The sequence below is a fragment of the Mycoavidus cysteinexigens genome, from assembly GCF_003966915.1.
GTDB classification, from domain to species: Bacteria; Pseudomonadota; Gammaproteobacteria; order Burkholderiales; family Burkholderiaceae; genus Mycoavidus; species Mycoavidus cysteinexigens.
Genome location: NZ_AP018150.1, coordinates 716,954 through 740,476 on the forward strand (window position 1 = coordinate 716,954; position 23,523 = coordinate 740,476).

A 23,523-nucleotide genomic window follows, 5' to 3' on the forward strand; every position below is an offset into this window, starting at 1 on the left:
AATTCAGACTAATCAATAAAATTCTTTTCAACCAAATCTTCTTTGCCTTTCGGTACTTTTTTAGCTGAGCTGACCTAATCTGGGGGCTCTCGCTAAAACAAAATCCGTGCGTGCAACATATCGTCTAGCTTCAATGAGCGACAGCCGCCGGTTATCCAAGTAAAATGGCTGTCTATTAATGCTCATGCCAGGTGCAATCTACGCATAGAAAGTGCAGACACTCTCTATGCGGACTTGCCGAAGGCAAATTATATGCAGAATGAATAAGTTAGGCAAAATATCTGTGCAGCACCCACTTCCCAACTCAGTCCAACTGCTTACGATTGACGATGCTGCGGCTGGACAGCGGATCGACAATTTTTTGCTACGCATCTGTAAGGGCGTACCCAAAAGCCATATTTACCGCATCGTGCGCAGCGGTGAAGTGCGCGTCAATAAAGGCCGGGTAGATACCGCGTATCGATTAGCGATGGGGGACATTATACGCTTGCCGCCGATGCGGATTGCGCTCAAAGAAAATAATATATCTCAGCCCCTAAGCAGCGCCGCGCCGTGCGCGAATTTTCCGGTGCTGTACGAAGATGATTGTCTGCTGGTGATTAACAAACCGGCTGGCGTGGCGGTACATGGCGGTAGCGGCATTGCCTTCGGCGTGATTGAACAATTACGGCGGGCTTATCCCAATTTCAAGTTTCTTGAATTAGTGCATCGGCTTGATCGTGAAACATCAGGCATTTTGTTATTGGCTAAAAAACGTTCAGCCTTAACTGCATTACACGCTCAACTACGAGACAACCAAGTTGAGAAACGTTATTTAGTCTGTGTGCATGCAGATTGGCAGGCGTCGCGCCAAATTGTCAAAGAAAGATTGCATAAATATCTGACACCTGAAGGTGAGCGGCGGGTATGTGTCCATGAACAAGGCCAAACAGCGCATACGGTGTTTAATTTAATTAAGCGCTTTACAGGCTATGCGTTGCTAGAAGCCGAGTTAAAAACTGGGCGCACGCATCAGATCCGGGTTCATCTAGCCCATTTGACGGCTCCGATTGTGGGAGACGATAAATATGGCGATTTCGCCTTGAATCGCCAGTTAGCCCGCACCGCGGCAAAGCCAGGGCTTAAACGGATGTTTTTGCACGCGCATAAAGTGAGTGTGACGCATCCTGCAAGTGGCGTGCGGCTCGCGCTTGAGGCGCCTTTGCCAAGCGACTGCGAGCGGTTTCTTGAGCAATTGAGCCAGTTACAAGGAAAAAACCACTAGCGACAAGAAAGCACTTGCGCCCCTCTTAATATTTGGTTGATAATTAAACCAATTGAGATGTAATTGAGGGTGGAAATGGCGCATGTGTTAGATCTAAAAGGACTTAGAGAACTTGTTATGGCTATGGCAATATTTGATACTTTAAAATTTTCTAAACGCTTAAAAGAAGCGGGTGTTCCGAGTGCTCAAGCTGATGCAGAAGCAGAAGGTTTATCGGAAATATTTACCGTTAATCTGCAAAAGCTGGTCACTAAAGAAGATTTGCAGCTAGCTAAAAAAGAGCTGCAACATCAAATCATAGACGTGAGCAAAGAGCTGCGACATGAAATCAACGATTTGGGCAAAGATCTGGGGCATGAAATCAATGATTTGAGCAAAGACTTGAGGCATGAAATCAAAGACGTTCGAAAAGATATAACAAACCTGGAGCAACGCTTTGATACCAAGCTCGAAAAATTTGAAATGAGCTTGCTCGTCAAGATGGGAATCATGCTAGCCAGTGCCGCCGGACTTGTCGTCAGTGCGACGGTAACCCTCATGAAAGTTTTATAGTTGCCGCTACCCTTTATGCGCAGTGCCGGCCTAGTCGGATGCTGACGCTAATTAGGTTGTGTGTTATCGTATCTTGTCTTTAACCGCAACCGTTTACTTCTATCATGTCTGATGACGATTCAATTGCTAATGCTAAGTCTGGCAAGGCCGGAATTGATGCGGCAGCGCCCATTGCGCCCCTCTGGGAACGTGCATTAATTGAAAAAACCTTACTGGCGGCAGTGCGCGAGCAACGCGCGGCGCGGCGCTGGAAAATATTTTTCCGCTTGGCGTTTTTAATGATTTTCGTCCTTATGACCTGGCGCGCAGTTTCTATCTCAAGCGGCGCAGGTGGGGCCACTGGCAAACATGCTGCGCTGGTTTCGCTGCAAGGTGAAATTGTGCCGGATCAACAAAGTAATGCCACCAATTTGATTGCCGCGCTTGAGCGGGCATTTTCAGCCGAACAAGCAGCGGGGGTGATTCTGCAAATCAATAGCCCAGGTGGCAGTCCAGTGCAAGCGGGCATGGTTAATGATGAAATTCGTCGATTGCGCGCGCGCTATCCAGATAAGCCTGTTTATGTGGTGGTCGATGATATTTGTGCCTCGGGCGCTTATTATATTGCCGCGGCCGCTGACAAAATCTTCGTGGATAAGGCCAGCATTATCGGTTCAATCGGTGTGCGTATGGATAGCTTTGGCTTTACTGATTTAATGAGTAAAGTAGGCATTGAGAGGCGTTTGCTCACTGCGGGTCGCAATAAAGCGCTGAACGATCCTTTTTTGCCGGAAGACAAAGTGCAAAGAAAATATATGCAAAACTTGCTGAATGAAGTGCACCAGCAATTTATTGATGCGGTCCGCCAGGGGCGCGGCAAGCGTTTGAAGGAAACGCCAGAAATTTTCTCAGGTTTAGTTTGGACCGGCCAACGTGGCGTTGCGCTCGGGTTGGCGGATGGTTTGGGTGATACGCGCTATGTGCTTCGCGAGCTCTTGAAAACGGAAAAAATCGTTGATTACACCGTGAAAGAGGGCATGTTCGATCGCTTTGCGCGCAAATTTGGTTTGTCCGCAGGGGCTTTCGCCGTGCGCGCGTTGACCAGCCAAGAGCCGCTGCAATTGAATTAACCGCGCTAGGCGCTAGGTTGGCGCGGCTAACAGTAGAAAAATAGCGGGCCGTTTATGCACATCAAGCAAGTTTGCGCGCCACTGATTGACAGAACGGCTGACAATGGATTCGCTGGGGAGCGTCAAATCTACTGCAACGCATAATTGGGTTGATGCTGCGCAGTGGGTCAGCAGCGCCTCCAATAATGCTTGATTCCGATAAGGGGTCTCAATAAAAATCTGGGTTTGCTGCCGCGTGCGTGATTGTTTCTCAAGGGCTTGCAAAGCGCGCACGCGCTCATTGGCGTTGACTGGCAAATAACCATGAAAAGCAAAACTTTGCCCATTCAACCCGGACGCCATTAAGGCCAACAAGATAGAACTCGGCCCAACCAAGGGCACAACCGGCACCCCGCATTGATGCGCCTGGCGCACCAAGAGCGCGCCAGGATCCGCTACAGCCGGACAACCTGCATCCGAAACCAGCCCCCCATCCGCGCCAGCGACAATCGGGGCTAATAACGCATGAATTTGGGCGGCCGGCGTATGCACATTTAATTCACGAATTTCAATCTCTTGCAGCGCGTGCTGGGTGCCGATCTGCTTCAAAAATGCGCGCGTTGCTTTTGCATTTTCACCTATGTAATAAGTGAGTTGAGCCGCTTGCGCTTGAACTGCCGCAGGCAGAACTGCGGCGAGCAAGTTGCTCTCGGTTGAGCCCAGTGTATTGGGCACTAAGTAAAGTTTGCCGGTCATCGTACGGTAAAGAGTTTGAGCCCCGCGGCGCGCAGCATCTGGGTTAATTCAATTAATGGCAAGCCGATCAAAGCGGTTGGGTCATGGCTTTGCACCGATTCTAGCAAAGCGATGCCAAGCCCTTCCGCTTTTGCGCTACCGGCAACATCATAGGGTTGTTCGATGCGCAAATAAGCGTCCAGCTCCTCATCTGGCAGATCGCGTAGCCGAACCTGTGTGAGAATGTCTGCGCTTTGCATGGTTTTGCGCCGTGCATCATACACGCACAGCGCGCTATGAAATTCAATCATGCGACCCCGCATAGATTGTAGCTGGACTAGCGCATTCGCATGATTGCCGGGTTTGCCAAGCTGCCGGCCCTCACATAAAGCGACTTGGTCTGCACCAATGATCAGCGCATCAGGGGCTTGCAGGGCGACTTTGCGCGCTTTGGCTTGCGCCAGCCGTAATGCAGTCGCGGCCGGCGTTTCGTTAGGCAGAGGCGTTTCGTCCAGAGCGGGCGCAATAATTTCAAATGGAATCCGTAGCCGGTCTAGCAAGGCGCGGCGATAGGGGGAACTTGACGCAAGAATTAAGCGAGTTTTAGCGGGCAGCGAAGAGGGCATGGTTCGTTTGTTGAGACAAAAAGAAACATCTAAGATTTGACGCAAAAATTAAAAATCGATAAGCTGATGAGCTTTCATTGTTTCATTAGCTTTTCTAAAGCGGAAGTGCCCGCCATAAAGCTTGTTGATTGTTGGTGAGTCACATTCATGAGTCAAACTCTTAGCTGTTCGGCTGTACTCGACAATCCGCGCATGTTTGATGTGTTTGCGTTTGCGCGCAAGCAACAGCAGGCATCCGGCGAAGTCTTAGTACAGAATCTGTCACGCATCTTAAACGAAGTTACGCCCGATAAGCTAGCCCAGCATCCAGCATTGCGCTGGAATGTAACCGGCGCTATCCGCCAGGAGCTGGTGGCCGGCGGCAAATCGGTGGCTATGCCTTACTTGAGGCTGACGCTGGAAGGCGCATTATGGCTTGAATGCCAGCGCTGCCTTGAGCCATACCAGGAGCCACTCACGATCGATATATGGTATCGCATCGTGCAAAATAGTGCGCAGGCTGATGCTGCGCCAGCCAATGATGAGCGAGCAGATGTCATCGTTGGCTCGCGTCAATTCGATTTAATCGATTTGATCGATGAAGAACTGTTGCTTTCTTTGCCACTTGTGCCCAAGCATTCGGTCTGTCCATTTACGCATGAATCTATCGTAGGGTATGGGGTAGAAACCTCTAATTGAAGCTCACTTGTCACTCCTGTTGTTAAATCGAACAGGGGCCTAACCCCACTCGGGCAAGCGGAACGGGCTCTAACTCAGCCCGAATCCACTCACCCGCCTGACCGCCTATTTTTAACCAGTCAGCGGTAACACACTCCCTACGGCCCCACGCTGCTTCAAAAGACGCGCATTCATCCCGCTTAAACCTTCTACCCCTTCGATCAACATATCTGTCACCGTCAAGGCTCCATGCCCTGAACTCCAGCGCAATTTCATCTGGTCGCCTTCCGGCTCTTTTGGGATCTCCCATTGCCGCACGGAATGATCTAAGCCACCTATCACCCAATACTGTTGTCCATCCCGCTCTGTCCAGGCCACGCTACAAACTGGACCACTCAACGCCTGCATCACTCTAAGACACGTGCCCGAGGCCACCTCCCACAGACGCACCATATTGTCCAAACTGCCCGAGGCGATCTGCGCTCCGCTCGGCGAATACACTACGCTCATAACGTAGTAGGTATGGCCTTCTAAGATGTGTCCCACCGCGCCGCTTTGCGCGTCCCACAGACGAACCGTCTTGTCATAACCGCCCGAGGCGATCTGCGCGCCGCTCGGCGAATACACCACGCTCGTAACCCAGTAGGTATGGCCTTCTAAGGTGTGCCCCGCCGCGCCGCTTTGCGCATCCCACAGACGAACCGTATTGTCATCACTGCCCGAGGCGATCTGCGCGCCGCTCGGCGAATACGCTACGCTCCTAACAGCGTCGGTATGGCCTTCTAAGGTGCGCCCCGCCGCGCCGCTGTGCGCGTCCCACAGACGAACCGTACAGTCCCAACTGCCCGAGGCGATCTGCGCGCCGCTCGGCGAATACACCACGCTCCTAACAACGTCGGTATGGCCTTCTAAGGTGTGCCCCGCCGCGCCGCTGTGCGCGTCCCATAGCCGCACCGTATTGTCATCACCGCCCGAGGCGATCTGCGCGCCGCTCGGCGAATACACTACGCTCCTAACAGCGTCGGTATGGCCTTCTAAGGTGCGCCCCGCCGCGCCGCTGTGCGCGTCCCACAGCCGCACCGTCTGGTCAGAACTGCCCGAAGCGATCTGAGCGCCGCTCGGCGAATACACTACGCTCCTAACAGCGTCGGTATGGCCTTCTAAGGTGTGCCCCGCCGCGCCGCTGTGCGCGTCCCACAGCCGCACCGTCTGGTCAGTACTGCCCGAAGCGATCTGCACGCCGCCCGGCGAATACACCACGCTATTAACAGAACTGGTATGGCCTTTTAAGGTGCGCCCCGCCGCACCGCTTTGCGCGTCCCACAGACGAATTGTAGTGTCTCGACTGCCCGAGGCGATCTGCGCTCCGCTCGGCGAATACACCACGCTATTAACACCAATGGTATGGCCTTTTAAGGTGCACCCCGCCGCGCCGCTGTACGCGTCCCACAGACGAACCGTAGTGTCATCACTGCCCGAGGCGATCTGCGCGCCGCTCGGCGAATACACCACGCTATTAACAGAACTGGTATGGCCTTCTAAGGTGTGCCCCGCCGCGCCGCTGTGCGCGTCCCACAGACGAACCGTAGTGTCCTCACTGCCCGAGGCGATCTGCGCTCCGCTCGGCGAATACACCACGCTCCTAACAGAGTAGGTATGGCCTTCTAAGGTGTGCCTCGCCGCGCCGCTGTGCGCGTCCCACAGACGAACCGTACAGTCCCAACTGCCCGAGGCGATCTGCGCTCCGCTCGGCGAATACACCACGCTAGTAACCCAGAAGGTATGTCCTTTTAAAGTGTGCCCCGCCGCGCCGCTGTGCGCGTCCCACAGACGAACCGTAGTGTCTCTACTGCCCGAGGCGATCTGCGCGCCGCTCGGCGAATACACCACGCTATTAATAGAGGAGGTATGGCCTTCTAAGGTGTGGATTTTTCCCCAGCTTGACGTGTCATACACTCGAATCACGCCGTTATCAAGACCCATCGCACACCTTTGACCATCCGGTGAATAGGCACAGGACGTTACTTCGCTCTCTTCTTGCACATAGGCCCATTCGCCGAACTGCACCCCCTCCATCTGCGCACCGCTTAAATTCGCCTGGCGCAGCCAGCTCGTCCTAAAATTGGTCTTTCTTAAATCTGACCCTTGCAATTGCGCTGAATCAAATACCCCAAAACTGAGATCCGCTCCAGGGATCTGAATTCCCTTTAAATCCGCTCCATTAAACTGCTCTCCCGATTTCACCAATACCGTGATCGCATTTGCCGCCGCTTTACGGATCACCTCTTTGTCCACTGAGTGCGCCCCATTCTCATCACTCACTTTCGAACGCTCAATCACCCCGCGCAACTGTTTTCTAAACAACGGCTCTTTCCGCGCTCGTTCTACCAAAAATCCCAGGATCGCCGGCTCAGTCACAAAGTTCTTCCGCGCGAGCGGCGTATCCAGTAAGTCTTTTTCATCCAGAACCGCTTTTCCATCGAGGGAATAGTCGCTCTCAAAACTCAGACGACGCGCCCGCTTTGCCGATTCCACTGTAGTGTGGGATTTTTCCCTCCCCCCCGACTCGCTTTGTCCCGGCTCAAACACCGCGCGCGCCACAAAATATTCCAATAGTGATTTATGGATAAACTGATATTGATTTTTGCTCCGGTTTAACGGCCATGCCTCTCGCAGTAACCTCTTTTCGTCTTCTGGACCGAAGAATTCTTGCTTCCACGTCTTTTGATCTTCAAAGCGGGCATATTTCACGATCGGGTTGCCTCGTTGTCTTTCATAAATCTGCACCGCTAATTCTTTGACAAACGCAATGCCACTCGTCGTAAATCCCTCATCAATCAATTCTTCAAAGACCTTCTTTTCTTGACCTTCAAGCGTTTTCTCTTTTAAAAACCGCTGTTTGCCACGCTCGAACCACTGCTCGACAAACTCGTCATAGAGCGCCACTCGGGTCAGGCGCGTCTTGGTTAAATTCTGTTCCTGATTGGCCAGACGAGGCAGCACGTCTAATGTAATTTTCAGCAGAAAAGGATTCGTCACCAATTCTTCTAAATGGGGAATACTCTTGAGGGTTTCTTGGTAACGCTCAGACGACCACCCCAAGGGATTTGCTTGCGCATACACTTCGATATATCGCTTAATCTCTACTTTTGAGAACGGCGCGACGACTAGCTTTTGCAACTGAGTCTTATCCTCCGGTTCAAAGCGTGCCCGATCATCTTCACCATAATATTCAGAGCGGCAGCCTATAATCACTTGCCCTTGCCATCCCCCCTCTTGATTGATTTTATTCGTCAGATATAGATTCTTCGATTGTTGACTTTCATCGTAACTATCTAAAATAAAGACAAATTGGTGTGACCGCTTTAATTCCTGAATCTGCTTTTGGTTCAAGCCTTTTAGATGCAGATGTTTTTCCACCAGCTCATGCGTTGGGTTATCAATTTCCGGTAACGCGATCAACAAAGGAATGCGTCTTTCTTGTGTAGGAGGATTGAGATACGCTTTCCATAAATTCGCTTCGAGAGCACTGTTAAAGGTTGACTTACCCGCTCCGGAATCCCCTAGCAGTAATAAAATTTTCTTCTCTGGGCTGCGCAGAAATTCATTGACCTTGTCTGTTAGATCGAACGTCACGGTATCGTGGAGCTTTGCTTTACCTTGCGGCTTAACATACAGCCTTTCGTCTTTTTTCCAGGCCTTTAAACGTTCTCTTTTCAGTTGCTGCACCTTCTCTTCAACCTGAGGCACCTTCTGAGCCCGTGCAAGCAAGGTCAGAGTGCTTGGGGTGCTCTCGGGTTTATAAAGAGGCGTTGGACCGGTCGTGGCATCTTTTTCACAGGAGGCATAGAGCGCCTGTTTGGGCGCCCCGTCGACCTGAGCTAAGCGTGCTATCAGCGCTTTCGCTTCCTTTGCAACGTTAGACGCTAACCCCAATTCTCTGAGCATCTGGAGGATCCGCTTTTTGGCCGGAACGGATCGGCCCCATAGCACATCGTTTTCATACAGATCTCCTAAAAAGCGCAACGCACTCTGCTGAGTTTCTGCACCCAGCTCCGGGTTGGCCGCTAACTGGCCTAGGCGCTCACTCAAGCCCCATTGAAACGCTTTATGTTGACGGCAAGGGGCTTGCCGCACAAACGCTTCAAAATCCTTCAGCTTGTGCTGTTGCAACAACACATCCACCCTTTCCAACGTTTGATACCAGCTCGCCTTTTTCTCAAACGTGAGCCCTTCTTTTAGGCAACTCACAAAATCTTGTCCGCTTTCCCTTAACGATTTCACCGTTTCATACAGCTCTACCCCCGCGTCCCAGGCTTCCAATAAGCCCCCTGAGCCTCCTACACCATCGTAGAGACTGCCCAGACTTTCGATCATTTTATTCAGATCAAACCCTTTGACCGCGCTGACTAAACCTGAAACGCCCTTGAGAATAGTGCTCCCACGACGCACTGCCCCTTGCCAAGGCGTTTCATTGTCCGGTACATGGGCCAACGCTTGGCACGCGTAGGCTGCTTGGTAGACTAAATACAGGTTGTCGCTGTCTTGTAAACTTTTTAGATAGGCTAATAAGGGCTCGCGCAGTTGCTCACGGTCTATGTCTTTCACATAATCCGCCATCGCATCCAAAATATGCGTGAGCGCGTAAGTTAAGCGGTACAGATGATCTTCGCTTTGCCCATGGGTTTTTTGTAAGCGAGCGCTCACCACTTCTACAATTTTGACTAAATCATCAGTATCCAAATACTCCGGCGCGGCGTTTCGGATCATCTGCGCTAAGCCGTCCAGTAAATCCGTTTCTAATAACGTACTGTGCTCAATCCCATTGATCAATCTTTTCAGTAGCGCATTAAACAGCTCTTTGCTTAATCCCGGCGCCAGCACCACCACTTCCGCGACGGACAGCTCTTTCAATTCATCGTCAACAAACACCCGGATGACTTCGGTGGCCAGGGCATTGAGCCGTTTGGCTTCCGTCTCCTCTGTCTCACGCAACCACGCTTGCGCCTCTTCGGACAGTTCTATGGTCTCCCCCTGCGCTGATTCTTTCAACGATAACAGGATTAGGCCATTCGCTAACTGCTGCAGGTTCTTCGGACGCTCGCCCACAGCGGGCAACGCATCGGCCATCACGGGCGCGGATGGATTGCTCTGGAAAAATGAAACTTCGTTTAATTTCCGATGAGCCTGCTCTAGGCCCAGACTGGCAACGCCATAACTGGACGCGAACAACCTGGACAGGGTGGGTGAATTCGATTCACCTGAGCGACTGGCGCGAACGCTATGGCTTGAGGCGGGCGAAGGTAAAGGATCGATCCGGTTTTGTGCCGGAACGTATCCCCATTTTTCTGCTTTCTTATAGCTTGCTTGTGCCTTCTCTTTGTGTCCTAAATCGTCTAATACTTTACCGTGTTCGAAGTAAATTTCGGCTATTTTATCGCGCAGGGTTTGATCGGCTATTGTCTGCGGAGCCTGCGCCTTTCTCACGGCTTTTTTCATCTGGGATAACGAGGCCTCCGTATCGTCACACAAGACTAAAGCTATCTTGAGATTCTTCTCCTTGCGGGCAGCCTCTAAATAAGAATGAGCGAGGTCCAACGTTTCCTGTGGCGAGAGTGCGCTTCGGGATGATGAAAAAATACTGTCTAGCATAGTGTTTCTCTGTTATTCATTAGTATGATGCTCTTGATTTAACCCACTCCGCACGCTGGATGGGTGTTTTTAAGTAGTCCCCACCGCGCACCTATTTTTTATTTCCAGCTGGATTCTAGCAAATAGTTTTTTGCATAAATGTCATCTTGAGTCCAGTGTAGCGAAACGCCCACGTTTCGCGGCGGGCTGCGCCTTCTTAAAGTTGATAACGCAATATGGTGTGCGTTCCCAACGACCTAAAAAAACGCCTCTCTGCCTGCGGTTTGTCGTACGGTGTCTATGAGGCAAATTTAGTTAAAAAGCCTCTGCTAGAATCGCGCCACGAATAAAGAATGGGTGCAGGATGAAATCCGTACTCTTTAAGTAAAACAGGCTAAAGGAAAAAAAGTGGAGCGACTAGGGCAGGTATGGCGAGCTGGTTGGGGGATCACTCGTGATTTTTATAAATCAGCGGAGGATTTTCACAAAGAAGCGCTTGATTATGAAAAACAAGGTGACTTGGATAAGGCCCAAGCGTGCTATCTACAGGCACTTCGCGTAACGGAAAAATTAAATTCAACTGAATCCAAAGTGTGTCGAGCTCTCGCTAGGATCAATTTGGATTATGCGCTTTTGTTGGAAAAGCAGCGTAATGTCATTGAGGCAGGAAATGCCTATCAACAAGCTCAAAGATACGGACTTGATGCATACCGATTAGAATCGGATCAAGCCGAAGTCCAGGTTTTGCTTCAAAACATTGGTCTTTGTCGCAGTCAATATTTACTTTCTCAAAAGCAGAGTGCGGAATCAGAGAGAGTGTTTCAAGAAACTATTCAATTGGTTAAAGAAAAGGCGGCTGAACACGAAGTTACTTCAGACGGATTTTTATACCCCGCAAACAATTCGGCGTCTGCAGCGCATCGGCCCAATTTTTCATCCTACTCTCCGCCTTTTTCTATTCAAGCAGGTAATACCGAAGGAAAGATTATCGTACAAAACTGTCAAGGTACGATTAATGCTCCAGTCCATGGCAAGCATAATACGGTCAACGTGCATTACTACGCACCGAATGTAGAGGCTAAGCAACCTCATGCTGTCTCGTTAGACAGCTTGCGCCATGCACTGTATCAGCATTATCAATTATCTAATCTGTCGATTCAGCGGGTATCAGGTGAGACCGCTGCCCTGAAAGACTGTTATATCAATCTAGCGATTGTCGAAAGTCAGACGCAACGCACAAAAGATAAAGAAGAATTGGAAAAACAAGCGGCAGCTTTTGAACGCCTGCCCAGCAGTGAGCGGCAGCAGCTTGAGCCGACGAATCCAAACAAGTTGATTGCCCTAGAGAAGCTTTTTGAGGCGCAAAAATTACGAGACGGCTCAGAAGGAGTGCCCAAGCGAATTTTAATTCAGGGGCGAGCAGGGATAGGCAAAACCACGTTATGCAAAAAGCTGGTGTATGAATACCACCATAATGGACTTTGGCAAGATCGATTTGAGAGCCTATTGTGGGTGCCCTTACGGCAACTCAAGACGCACGTCCCTAAACGCTTAGAAGATCTGCTCTGCAATCAGTATTTTGTAGGCCATGAAAGCCACCAAGCGCAGGCGTTATCGAAAATTTTCCACGCACATCAGGACAAAACGCTGTTTATTCTAGATGGTTTAGATGAAGTCGCTAGCGAACTGGGGGGAGAAAATCAGTTAGGAACCTTTTTGAGGGCATTACTTGAGGAAAAGTATGTTGTTATCACCTCCCGACCTACCGGGGTTGATGCAAACAAGCTGAGTAAACTTGATTTGGAATTGGAAACGATTGGATTTAGTCAAGCCAATGTACAGGCTTATATCCAAAAGTTTGCGCCTGAGTCTCAACAAGCGGCTATTCAGCAGTTTATAAAGGAAACGCCGTTGAAGGGACTGGTCAACATTCCCATTCAATTGGATGCGCTGTGCCATAGCTGGGATCGGCTCCCCAAAAATCGAGAAGTAACGATGGCCATCCTGTACGAGGCGATGGTGGATAAATTATGGCGCAAAGACAGCGTGCGTTTAGAGAAAGAAGAGGAAGGTAAGGTATTAGGAGCCGATGTCATTGAAGATTTGTCAACCTCAGATCTGGAGGAATTGATGACGGCCGAAATCCATTATCTAAGCTATTTAGCATTTAAGGGATTGGAGATAGAAAAGATTGAATTTAGCCGGGAAGATTTAAGCCAGTATAGAAAAGAACTGAATGAGGGATCTCAAACAGGGAAAAAATTACCCATCCATTTCACCACGAATCTGAAAAAAACCTCGTATTTACATACAGCGGATGGGCATCGGCTTGAATCGGAGCGCCAGTATCATTTCCTACACTTAACGTTTCAGGAGTTTTTTGCAGCGAAGTTCCTAGCTGGGCATCTACAAGCGTGTACAAAAGTCGAAAGAGCCCCAATCCACATTGTACAAAAGGCTTTAAGTGTAATGCCGAGCCGGGCAGAGCTGGAAGCATTTATCGCCACGCATAAATATAATCCGCGGTATGAGATCGTTTGGTGGATGGTGGCCGGCTTGCTTAAAGACACTGCATTGGAAAATTTCTTTAATGTATTGGGCCAATCGCCGCGAGACCTGATCGGGATGCATCATCAGCAAGTGATCATGGGGTGTTTAAACGAAGCCAGGGCTCAATTGAAGGAAACAACCGTAGAGCAATTGGAAAAAGAATTAATTCAGTGGCTGAATTTCGAGATGGAAAATGGGCAGAACGGTTACAGTCGCTTAGGTAGCCAGAGGATTTTTCCGGAGCATCTGTTGCTTAAGCATCCGGCTAACGCTAGGTACAAGTTGAATATTATTAAAACCTTAGGAGCACGTTCAGTTTTATCTGGTAATGCTATCGAGTTCTTGGGCAAGGAGTTAGAAGATGGTCAACAAAAAGAAGACCCGACTGCCATACAACTAGTTGCTATGGCACTAACAAGATCGGAACAACTACCTGTTACCATTATCGAAGCCTTGGGTAAGATACTAAAATTACAAAATGAAGTTGGGGGTTTTTGCAGGGAGGTGGTTACAGATATTCTATTTCGACAAGACGATTTGCCCGAGTCAATTGAGCGATCTTTGCTGTATCAATTAGAAGTCGATAATAGTGAAGATGAAGGCCATATTATGATGATTAGTGCGCCGGTGTCATTGGACTGGCGCCACCAGATGAGCACGGCCGATAGTTTAACGGCGGAGGATAGAGTTGATTTACAAGAAAAACTATCGGAAGCCGAGATTAAGGTTCTGATCGAAAGGCTAAGAGATGAAGACATAAACGTCGAGTCTCAAGCTAAAGCTGCCAGAACCTTAGGCCAACAGAGAGAACTATCGGTTTCTACAATGGGCGCCTTAATCGCAGGGCTAAAGGATAAAAGGCCGCATGTTAGGTATGCCGTTGCTGATACATTGTTCTTACATAAAAAGTTAGATCCTGAAATTCATCAGCCCTTGTTGGATAGAGCCTTAGAAGATGAGGAAGGTAAAATAAGGGAGGTAGCTATTGAGGCTTTAGGTCAGCAGGAAGCTCTGCCTGACTCTGTCAACCAGGCCTTGATTGAAACCTTAAAGGGTGAAGATCGTTATGCGAGATACAGGGTCGTCAAAATATTAAGTCAACGGAAAGAACTTTCTGCCTCTACGATCGGTACCTTACTCACAGTGCTACAGGATGAAAAAGAAGAGGCTGTATCTGCCGCTGCTAAAGTTTTAGACCTGCATACAGAAGAGCTTTATCAGTGGCTTGCATGCTCGACATTTGATAAGAGTAAACTCAGCTCCATCTATTTCAAGGTTTTTTTCCCACATAGCTGTAAGCATATTGCGCCCCTCTATATTCAAGACGATAGTCTCCACTTCTATACATCGGTTGGTCCAAAGTCTGTTCCTTTAGAGGCTGATAAAATCCAGGTGCTGCATGAAGCTTTTGCAAGGATTAAGGCAGAGCCTGCGTATTTCATCGATTCTGACCGCTCGTAGAGCACTATTTAACCTAAATTCGGGATAATTTTGTCAGGACAGGCATGTTGCAAAGGCCATTTAGACTTGTTCAGCATAAGACAGTATCCTGAGTTTAGGGTTACTTAGACTAGTTAGGTGGAGTTAACTCGGCGAGTTATGTTAGAATCCCGGAAATTTTTAAAGTTACGGAGTGACTTATGGCAGTTCAGCAAAACAAAAAATCACCGTCAAAACGCGGGATGCATCGTTCACATGATTTCTTGAGCGGCCTACCGCTTTCGATTGAACCGACCTCAGGCGAAGTACACCGGCGGCACCATGTAAGCCCGAATGGTTATTATCGCGGTAAGCAGGTTGTTAAATCTAATAACGACTAAGACCGATTCATTGCATAATCATTGCCAGCAGCTTGATTTATTGAGTGCTGGTTCACAGTGAACGTAGGTTTTCAGTTTGACGAGTGTTTTCGGTTCAATGCAAGAGCGGCATTTATCTGCCGCTTTTTTGTATTAAGGGCCGTCAAATAGTATGACGATTAAAATCACCATTGATTGCATGGGTGGCGACTATGGCCCATCCGTGACTGTTCCTGCCGCGGTTAATTTTCTGCGCGCGCATGATGATGTTGCATTGATATTGGTTGGGCTGGAAGATTCAATCCGCGCCCAGCTCAAAAAATGCAAAGCATTACATGAATCGAGGTTATCTGTGCACGCTGCGACTGAAGTGGTGACGATGGATGATTCGATCGAGGTTGCTCTACGCAGGAAAAAAAATTCATCGATGCGCGTTGCATTGAGCCTGATTAAAGAGGGGCAAGCGCAAGCCTGTGTCTCGGCTGGCAATACCGGGGCCTTAATGGCGGTTTCGCGTTATATGCTTAAAACGCTAGCGGGCATTGAACGTCCAGCGATTGCTGCGATCATGCCGCATCTACATGGCCATACAACCGTGCTGGACTTAGGCGCGAATGTGGATTGCGAGCCGCATCATTTGCTGAGCTTTGCTGAAATGGGCCATGCGTTGGTTGCAGCCGTTGAAGGCAAAGAGCGGCCTACCATCGGTTTATTGAATATCGGCGAAGAAGCCATGAAAGGTAATGGGGCGATTAAGCGCGCGGGTGAATTATTGCGCGCTAGCACCCTCAATTTTTATGGCAATGTAGAGGGCAACGATATTTATAAAGGCACCACCGATATTATCGTTTGCGATGGGTTTACCGGCAACGTTGCGCTGAAGACCTCCGAAGGGCTAGCGCAGATGCTCAATAGCATTATTAAAGAGGAATTTTTGCGCTCTGGCTTAAGTAAATTGATGGCAGCCCTGGCGTGGCCAGTCCTCTCGCGCCTTAAGCGTCGGCTCGATCATCGGCGTTATAACGGTGCCGCCCTGCTTGGCTTGCGCGGGCTGGTTATCAAAAGCCATGGTTCAGCCGATGCTTATGCTTTTGAGTGGGCGCTTAAACGCGGTTACGATGCGATTAAAAATAATCTGCAAACGCGGCTTGAGCGCGCTATCGAAGAAAATCAGCTCGGCCGCGATGAAAATATGGCGCAAACGTATAGTAAAGCGAATCAGGAGAATCAGCACGCTAGACTGACCGACGATACTCTATCTGCGGGGGCGGACTATGACAAAATAAGTCAGCCTACCGTTCACAATGAGCGCAAAATCGGTTAGAAACGATCGCATCCAAAGCATAATGGCACAGACAAATATTTATTCTCGCATCATTGGCACCGGCAGTTTTTTACCGCCCAGGCGTGTCACTAATGAAGAGTTAGCGAATCAGCTTGCAGTGCGTGGCGTTGAAACCAGCGACGAATGGATTTTTTCGCGTACGGGCATTCGCGCACGTCATTTTATTAGCGCTGAGCAAAACACCAGCGATCTGGCATTAGCCGCGGCTCAAAACGCCCTGGATGCGGCTGGGCTAGATCCACAGTCAGTCGATTTGGTGATTGTAGCGACATCAACGCCGGATCAGATTTTTCCGAGCACAGCATGCTTATTGCAACGCAAACTCGGCATTTCCAATGGCGGCCCGGCCTTTGACGTGCAGGCAGTCTGTTCAGGGTTTGTCTATGCATTGACGATGGCGGATAATTTTATCCGTAGTGGTGCTTATCGCACAGTATTGGTGGTGGGGGCGGAAACCTTTTCGCGCTTACTTGACTTTGATGACCGCACCACCTGCGTCCTATTTGGTGATGGCGCAGGCGCCGTGGTGCTGGGCGCTTCTGCCGAGCCTGGTATTTTGGCCAACGCGCTGCATGCAGATGGAAGTCAGGCAGAGATTCTCTGTGTGCCAGGCCGTCCGCAGGCCGGCGTGATTGCCGGTAGTGCTTTTTTGCATATGGATGGGCGGGCGGTGCTTAAGCTGGCGGTTAATGTGCTGGAAAAGGTCGCGCTTGAAGCACTGGCTAAAGCGCAGCTAGCGCCTGAACAGATTGACTGGTTGATTCCTCATCAAGCCAATATTCGGATTATGCAAGGGACCTGTCGTAAACTGAATTTGCCGTTTGAACGCATGGTGGTGACAGTCGATCAGCATGGCAATACTTCAGCTGCTTCAATTCCGTTGGCGCTGGATCAGGCCGTGCGAGATGGCCGGATTAAACAGGATCAGCATATTTTGATTGAAGGCGTTGGTGGTGGTTTCACTTGGGGCGCTTCGGTCATTCGTTTTTGATTGAATTAGGATTTAAACTACATGAAATGTGCATTTGTATTTCCCGGGCAAGGCTCGCAGTCGGTGGGCATGCTGGGGACTTTGGCCGATTGGCCGGTAGTACGCGAGACGTTGCAAGAAGCCTCAGATACGTTGCAGCAGGATATGGGCAAGTTGCTTGCCGAAGGTCCCGCTGAGACCTTGAATCTCACTCTCCACACGCAGCCCGCGATGTTAACGGCAGCGTATGCCGTATACCGCGCCTGGATTAGCCTAGGCGGGTTAGCGCCAGCGATGGCGGCGGGCCATAGTTTGGGTGAATACACCGCCCTGGTGGCCGCGGGCGCCTTGTCTTTTAAAGATGCTTTAGCGCTCGTGCGTTTTCGCGCCCAAGCTATGCAAGAAGCAGTTCCAGTCGGGGTTGGCGCGATGGCGGCGATTCTTGGCCTGGACGCTAATGCGGTACGTGCAGTGTGTGCTGAAGCGAGTGCGGCAGGGGTGGTCGAGGCCGTGAATTTTAATGCGCCAGCGCAAATCGTCATCGCTGGGCATAAGGCCGCGGTTGAAGCGGCTTGTGAATTAGCCAAAGCTAAAGGCGCCAAGCGCGCGCTCCTGTTGCCGGTCTCTGCGCCGTTCCATTCCTCTTTGCTACAGCCCGCTTCGGATCGGCTGCGTGACTATTTGTCGCAGGTCGAAGTGCGCGCGCCGCAGATTCCAGTGGTTAATAATATTGATGTGGCAACAGCGTCTGAGCCAAGCGAGATTAAACATGCGCTCGCGCGTCAGGCGGCGGGGCCGGTGCGGTGGGTTGAGTCAATTCAAGCGCTGGCGCAGGCTGGCATCACGCATATCGTAGAATGTGGTCCTGGCAAAGTTTTAGCCGGTTTAACAAAACGCATTGATAGCACGCTTGTGAGTCTCGCCCTATGCGATTCTGCCTCGCTTGACGAGGCTTTGCCGCTGTTGCGTTAGTCGTTTGATTTTACTGAAAAATAGAAGCTCAATGGAAAAACTATTGGATCGACAAATCGCGCTCGTGACCGGCGCGTCTCGTGGCATTGGCCGCGCATTGGCGCTTGAATTAGCGCGCGCTGGTGCGACCGTGATAGGTAGCGCCACCAGCGAAGAGGGCGCTGCTTCGATTACCGCTGCATTGACTGAATTGGGGTTGGCGGGCCGCGGCATTGTCTTGAATGTGAATGATGCGGCGCTAGATCAGCGGATCGAAGACTTGACGCAAGAATTTGGTGCACTGCATATCCTCGTCAATAACGCAGGCATCACGCGCGATCAACTCATCTTGCGGATGAAAGAAGAAGATTGGGACGAGGTGATCAACACGAATTTAAAAGCGGTTTTCCGTTTATCGCGCGCAGTACTGCGGCCTATGCTTAAAGCTCGGAGTGGGCGGATTATTAACATCACTTCGGTGGTTGGCTCGATCGGCAGCGCCGGGCAAGTCAACTACGCTGCGGCCAAAGCGGGTGTGGCGGGCATGACACGGGCGCTGGCACGCGAGGTAGGCAGCCGTGGTATCACCGTCAATTGCGTTGCGCCTGGATTTATCGAAACGGATATGACTAAAGTTTTATCTGCCGAACAACAGACGGCAATCAAATCGCAGATCCCGCTGGGGCGTTTTGGCAGTCCACAGGATATTGCTCATGCGGTTGCTTTTCTGGCGTCTAAGCAGGCAGCTTATATTACCGGAACCACTTTGCATATCAATGGCGGGATGTTTATGGCTTGATTTATTTCTCTTATTTTCTATAACCTGATTTCGCGCATGATTCAAGTCTTCTCATCAAAGTGATGACTTGTTTTTCAAACCTGATAGAATGCGCGCACTCGAAACTTTATAACCTAATCCCGGAGGGGTCTGAATGGACAATATTGAACAACGCGTCAAGAAAATCGTTGCTGAGCAACTTGGCGTTGCCGAAGGCGAAATCAAAAATGAATCCTCCTTTGTGGATGACCTCGGGGCCGATTCGTTAGATACAGTTGAGCTCGTGATGGCGCTTGAAGATGAATTCGGCATGGAAATTCCTGACAAAGAGGCCGAATCGATTACTACAGTGCAGCAGGCAGTTGATTACGCGCGTGCTAACGTTAAGGATTAATTCCTTATCTTCGTTCATGTGGGCCGCAGAACTCGCAGAGATTCTCTCTGTGAGCGCTGTGGCTTTTTTGTTTTTATGTGAGAAAAGAGGGTAATGTGAGTCGCCGTGTTGTTGTAACAGGTTTAGGGCACATTTCGCCAGTCGGTAATACGGTTGCCGAAGGCTGGGCTAACTTAGCGGCAGGCCAATCTGGCATTGCTGCTGTGACCAAATTCGATGCATCGAATTTATCCACCCGCTTTGCTGGCGAGGTGAAAGGGTTCAATGTTGACGAATATATTCCGAGCAAAGAAGCGCGTCATATGGATGTATTCATCCATTACGGGCTAGCTGCCGGGATCCAAGCCATGCAAGACAGTGGCCTTGAAGTCAACCCAGCCAATGCGGAACGCATCGGCGTGATTGTGGGTTCAGGCATTGGTGGTTTGCCATCCATTGAGCAAACGCAAACTGAATTGCTCAATCGTGGTCCGCGCCGCATTTCGCCATTTTTTGTACCCGCTTCGATTATTAATATGATCTCCGGGCACTTATCCATTCGCTTTGGCCTGAAAGGTCCGAACCTGGCGATCTCTACCGCCTGCACCACAGGTACGCATTCGATTGGAGAGGCCATGCGCATGATCGAATATGGCGATGTCGATGCAATGCTGGCGGGAGGGAGCGAAGCCACGATTTCGCCGCTTGGGCTTGGTGGTTTTGCGGCGGCGCGCGCGCTGTCGCAACGCAATGATGATCCAGCCACCGCGAGCCGTCCTTGGGATCAAGACCGTGATGGTTTTGTACTAGGCGAAGGGGCCGGGGTGTTGGTCCTTGAAGAGTATGAGCATGCTAAAGCGCGTGGTGCAAAAATTTACTGTGAGCTGATTGGCTATGGTCGTAGCGCAGATGCCTACCATATGACCGCGCCTTGCGCGGACGGCGATGGAGCCCATCGCTGTATGCTCAATGCGCTGAAAAACGCCGAGATTAATACCTCTCAAGTCGACTACATCAATGCGCATGGCACATCCACGCCGCTTGGCGATTTAAGTGAGACTATCGCCATCAAGCGCGCAATGGGCGAGCATGCAAAAAAAGTGGTCGTCAGCTCAACCAAATCGATGACCGGTCATTTGTTAGGCGCAGCGGGTGGTATCGAAGCCGTATTTGCAGTACTTGCGCTACAGCATCAAATCACACCGCCGACGATCAATATCTATAATCAAGATCCAGCATGCGATTTAGATATTTGCGCGAACGTTGCGCGCGAGATGAAAATAGACATCGCGCTCTCCAATTCATTCGGCTTTGGCGGAACGAATGGGACGTTAGTCTTTAAACGCATCTAAACAGTCAGGCAAAAAACCTTAGGGTGCAGGGGCGAAGCGTATGTTGCAGACCCCGCTGCGCTTCAAACTTAAGCCTTCCGCTGTTTTAAGGTGGCTCAGCCTAGCCTTTGTTTTATCTTGTGCTTATGCGGTGTGGCATGTCGCCGCACCGCGCCTCGGCCTGTCTTACGCTCTATGCGCGGTACTTGCCGTGGTGCTCACCTTGAGTTACCTGGCTTACCGAGCTGACGTAGAGCAACCGGTTCAACTAGAAATCAGTGCACAGAGCATCACGCTCTGGCCCCGCACTGCGCCGCCTATCGATTATTCACACATCTCGAACATCGCCCATTGGAGCGGCCTGATGTTAAGCATCACGCTGCGCGCCAACGATGGCCGCAGGCGTACACTACTGATCCTTGCCGATGCGCTGCCGGCCCATATGCTGCGTGAATTAGTGGTGCGCTGCCGGCAACTGGCAAGAAAGTGTAACCGTTAATTGTAACCTTTGTAACGCTTGTAACAGCATGCGCAAATCACCGTGGGGCGGCCATTAGAATAGCGCCTTTAGAAGCACAGAGGCTGCACAGAATAGCAGTCAGCCTCTTACACGGAAATACGCTAGGGTGAGTGAAAAAGACATCGACCAGGCTTTGGTCGAGCGTATATACAAAGGCGATGCGGCTGCATTTGAGATACTGGTTACCAAATACCAACGCCGCATCATTCGATTAATTGGTCGGTTTGTGTACGATAGCGCCGAAGTCGAAGATATAGCGCAAGATGCATTTATCAAAGCCTATCGGGCTTTGCCACAGTTTCGTGGAGACTGCGCTTTTTATACTTGGCTCTACCGAATTGCCATCAACACCGCAAAAAATCACTTGGCGACCCACAGCCGACGTACCTTAATTGGCGTGGACATTATTGAAATCGAAAGTTTGGAATGTGCGGAATGTCTGAGAGACATCAACACACCTGAATCTTTATTGATGAGCAAACAAGTGGCGCAAACGGTGAATGCAGAGATGGCGATTTTACCGCCCACCTTACGCACGGCATTTAGCCTGCGCGAACTCGAGGGGCTCAGCTACGAAGAAATTTCAGTGGCGATGAAATGCCCGATTGGCACGGTGCGCTCAAGGATTTTTCGGGCGCGTGAAGCGATTGCCGCTAAATTACGTCCTTTACTCGATACCCCAGAAAATAAACGCTGGTAGGCTCGCGCAGCATTTATTTAATACGGTAGACTTATAGCTGTACTTTCAACTTGCAGCTTATTGACTACTATGAGCCATTTTTCGACACACCATTTGTTTCGCTTATTTAGCCCACTATGGATCGGGGTTGCCGCGGCTTTTGCGCCATTTCCTAGCGCGCTGGCAGATGAGTTGCCGGCTCCTGCGCCGGTTGTAAGCCTACCGGATTTTACCGGGCTCATCGATAAAGTAGGGCCGGCTGTAGTGAACATCCGCACCACTGGGCGGATCCCTTTTAACAGTAGCGCAATCGAATTGCCGCCCGGCATGGACAACTCTGAAATGTTGGATTTTCTCCAACGTTTCTTTGGTTTCTCGCTACCGCAGCAACGTCCTGCGCCGCGTTCTGAGCAAACGCCAGAAGACGAAAGTGTGCCTGATGCAGGCATGGAACGGAGTAATGGCGTCGGCTCGGGCTTCGTGATTTCAGCCGATGGCTATGTCATGACCAATACGCACGTGGTGTATGACGCAGACAGTATCTATGTGTCACTGCCGGATAAACGCGAATTTAAAGCTAAGCTCATCGGTGCTGATAAGCGCACGGATGTTGCCTTACTGAAAATCGAAGCAAAAAATCTGCCGCTTGTGACGCTCGGCGATTCAAGCAAACTACGCGTGGGCGAATGGGTGGTTGCGATTGGCTCGCCATTTGGTTTTGAGAATACCTTGACAGCGGGCATTGTCAGCGCAAAAGGGCGCAATACCGGTGACTATTTGCCGTTCATTCAAACCGATGTCGCCGTCAATCCAGGCAACTCGGGCGGCCCGCTGCTGAATTTGCGCGGCGAAGTGGTTGGCATTAATTCACAAATTTATAGCCGTACCGGCGGCTTTATGGGTATTTCGTTCGCCATTCCAATTGATGAGGCGACGCGTGTCGCTGAGCAACTGAAAGCGACAGGTAAAGTGGCGCGCGGCCGCATTGCCGTAGCGATTGGTCAAGTAACTAAAGAAGTTGCCAATTCTTTAGGCCTGCCCCGCGCGCAAGGCGCGTTTGTGAGTAGCGTTGAGGCAAATGGGCCGGCTGACAAAGCCGGCGTGCAAGCGGGCGACATTATCTTAAGCTTCAATGGCAAAATCATTGAAGAGGCGAGCGATTTACCGCGGCTAGTCGGCGCCACCAAACCTGGAGCGCGCGTGACAATGACAGTATGGCGCAAAGGGAAAAAACAAGATCTAGTGGTCAGCGTCGCAGAAATGCAACCAGATCGGCCCGCGCGCGCTTTGCTTTCTCAAGCCAACCCACGCATGCATACGGAAAACTCAATCGGACTGACGGTTAGCAACCTTTCCGAAGCACAATTAAAAGCGCTTAAATTACGGTATGGCGTGCGCGTTGAGGCAGCGCAAGGCCCTGCCGCGCAGGTTGGCATACGCAGGGGCGATATTGTGCTGCGTATTGGCGCTACGGATATTCAGAATGCGCAGCAACTCGATGCCGTAGTGCGTACGCTGGACCCTAAAAAAATGGTCGCTATTTTAGTGCGCCGTGGTGAAAACACGCAATTTGTTCCGTTGCGGCCACGGGTGAAATAAGCGAGATGGGCTCTATTCGCTAAACTCTTGGTTTTTTTGGTAGGCTGGGCAGGGCCCGAGTCTGCGGCCAAGCGC

General features: G+C 50.5%; 16 protein-coding genes and 1 pseudogene. 15 read left to right on the forward strand and 2 right to left on the reverse strand.

Going from position 1 to position 23,523, the window contains the following annotated elements; genetic code table 11:
• Positions 1–259: 259 nt before the first annotated feature.
• From MCB1EB_RS03230 to MCB1EB_RS03240, 3 genes are all read left to right on the forward strand, one after another.
• A complete protein-coding gene (locus tag MCB1EB_RS03230) occupies positions 260–1,264 on the forward strand; it encodes an RluA family pseudouridine synthase (protein ID WP_045363019.1) in 1,005 nt (334 codons plus the stop codon).
• Between the two features lie 75 nt (positions 1,265–1,339).
• Positions 1,340–1,816: a CCDC90 family protein gene (locus tag MCB1EB_RS03235; RefSeq protein WP_045363018.1), complete on the forward strand. Its 477-nt coding sequence runs from the start codon at positions 1,340–1,342 to the stop codon at positions 1,814–1,816.
• 104 nt (positions 1,817–1,920) lie between these two features.
• The gene (locus MCB1EB_RS03240) at positions 1,921–2,925 is read left to right on the forward strand and encodes a S49 family peptidase (RefSeq protein ID WP_045363016.1); all 1,005 of its coding nucleotides are present in this window, start codon (positions 1,921–1,923) and stop codon (positions 2,923–2,925) included.
• A 12-nt stretch (positions 2,926–2,937) separates the two neighbouring features.
• On the opposite strand, the gene MCB1EB_RS03245 is transcribed toward MCB1EB_RS03240, so the two are convergent.
• Both MCB1EB_RS03245 and MCB1EB_RS03250 read right to left on the reverse strand, forming a co-directional pair.
• Positions 2,938–3,660, reverse strand: coding sequence for an SAM-dependent methyltransferase (locus tag MCB1EB_RS03245; protein ID WP_045363013.1), 723 nt, complete (start codon positions 3,658–3,660; stop codon positions 2,938–2,940).
• Positions 3,657–4,265: a Maf-like protein gene (locus MCB1EB_RS03250; protein ID WP_045363010.1), complete on the reverse strand. Its 609-nt coding sequence runs from the start codon at positions 4,263–4,265 to the stop codon at positions 3,657–3,659. Before MCB1EB_RS03250 ends, MCB1EB_RS03245 begins: the two co-directional genes overlap by 4 nt.
• Before the next feature lie 147 nt (positions 4,266–4,412).
• On the opposite strand from MCB1EB_RS03250, the gene MCB1EB_RS03255 reads away from it, so the two are divergent.
• The 12 genes and pseudogenes from MCB1EB_RS03255 to MCB1EB_RS03315 all read left to right on the forward strand — a co-directional run bounded on the left by MCB1EB_RS03255 (position 4,413) and on the right by MCB1EB_RS03315 (position 23,448).
• A complete protein-coding gene (locus MCB1EB_RS03255; RefSeq protein ID WP_081677956.1) occupies positions 4,413–4,943 on the forward strand; it encodes a YceD family protein in 531 nt (176 codons plus the stop codon).
• A 6,018-nt stretch (positions 4,944–10,961) separates the two neighbouring features.
• Complete coding sequence (locus MCB1EB_RS03265) at positions 10,962–14,564, forward strand: NACHT domain-containing protein (RefSeq protein WP_045363006.1); 3,603 nt, start codon at positions 10,962–10,964, stop codon at positions 14,562–14,564.
• Positions 14,565–14,743: 179 nt separating this feature from the next.
• Positions 14,744–14,923, forward strand: coding sequence for a 50S ribosomal protein L32 (rpmF, locus tag MCB1EB_RS03270; protein WP_026920968.1), 180 nt, complete (start codon positions 14,744–14,746; stop codon positions 14,921–14,923).
• 151 nt (positions 14,924–15,074) lie between these two features.
• Positions 15,075–16,079 (forward strand): annotated as a pseudogene (gene plsX / locus MCB1EB_RS03275) (phosphate acyltransferase PlsX); the annotation flags it as partial.
• Between the two features lie 169 nt (positions 16,080–16,248).
• Positions 16,249–17,238, forward strand: a complete 990-nt coding sequence (locus MCB1EB_RS03280) for a beta-ketoacyl-ACP synthase III (RefSeq protein WP_045363003.1) — start codon at positions 16,249–16,251, stop codon at positions 17,236–17,238.
• 21 nt (positions 17,239–17,259) lie between these two features.
• Positions 17,260–18,189 (forward strand): ACP S-malonyltransferase, encoded by a 930-nt coding sequence (gene fabD, locus MCB1EB_RS03285; protein ID WP_045363000.1) that lies wholly within the window; start codon positions 17,260–17,262, stop codon positions 18,187–18,189.
• Between the two features lie 31 nt (positions 18,190–18,220).
• On the forward strand, positions 18,221–18,967 hold the full coding sequence (gene fabG / locus MCB1EB_RS03290) for a 3-oxoacyl-ACP reductase FabG (protein ID WP_026920965.1): 747 nt from the start codon (positions 18,221–18,223) through the stop codon (positions 18,965–18,967).
• A gap of 133 nt (positions 18,968–19,100) precedes the next feature.
• Positions 19,101–19,340, forward strand: coding sequence for an acyl carrier protein (gene acpP / locus MCB1EB_RS03295; protein ID WP_026920964.1), 240 nt, complete (start codon positions 19,101–19,103; stop codon positions 19,338–19,340).
• A 95-nt stretch (positions 19,341–19,435) separates the two neighbouring features.
• Positions 19,436–20,671: a beta-ketoacyl-ACP synthase II gene (gene fabF, locus MCB1EB_RS03300; RefSeq protein WP_045362998.1), complete on the forward strand. Its 1,236-nt coding sequence runs from the start codon at positions 19,436–19,438 to the stop codon at positions 20,669–20,671.
• A 40-nt stretch (positions 20,672–20,711) separates the two neighbouring features.
• Complete coding sequence (locus tag MCB1EB_RS03305; protein ID WP_052393781.1) at positions 20,712–21,149, forward strand: protein YgfX; 438 nt, start codon at positions 20,712–20,714, stop codon at positions 21,147–21,149.
• Positions 21,150–21,276: 127 nt separating this feature from the next.
• Entirely contained in the window at positions 21,277–21,870 is a 594-nt protein-coding gene (gene rpoE, locus MCB1EB_RS03310; protein ID WP_045362995.1) for an RNA polymerase sigma factor RpoE, read from the forward strand.
• 69 nt (positions 21,871–21,939) lie between these two features.
• Complete coding sequence (locus MCB1EB_RS03315; RefSeq protein WP_052393779.1) at positions 21,940–23,448, forward strand: DegQ family serine endoprotease; 1,509 nt, start codon at positions 21,940–21,942, stop codon at positions 23,446–23,448.
• Positions 23,449–23,523: the final 75 nt, after the last annotated feature.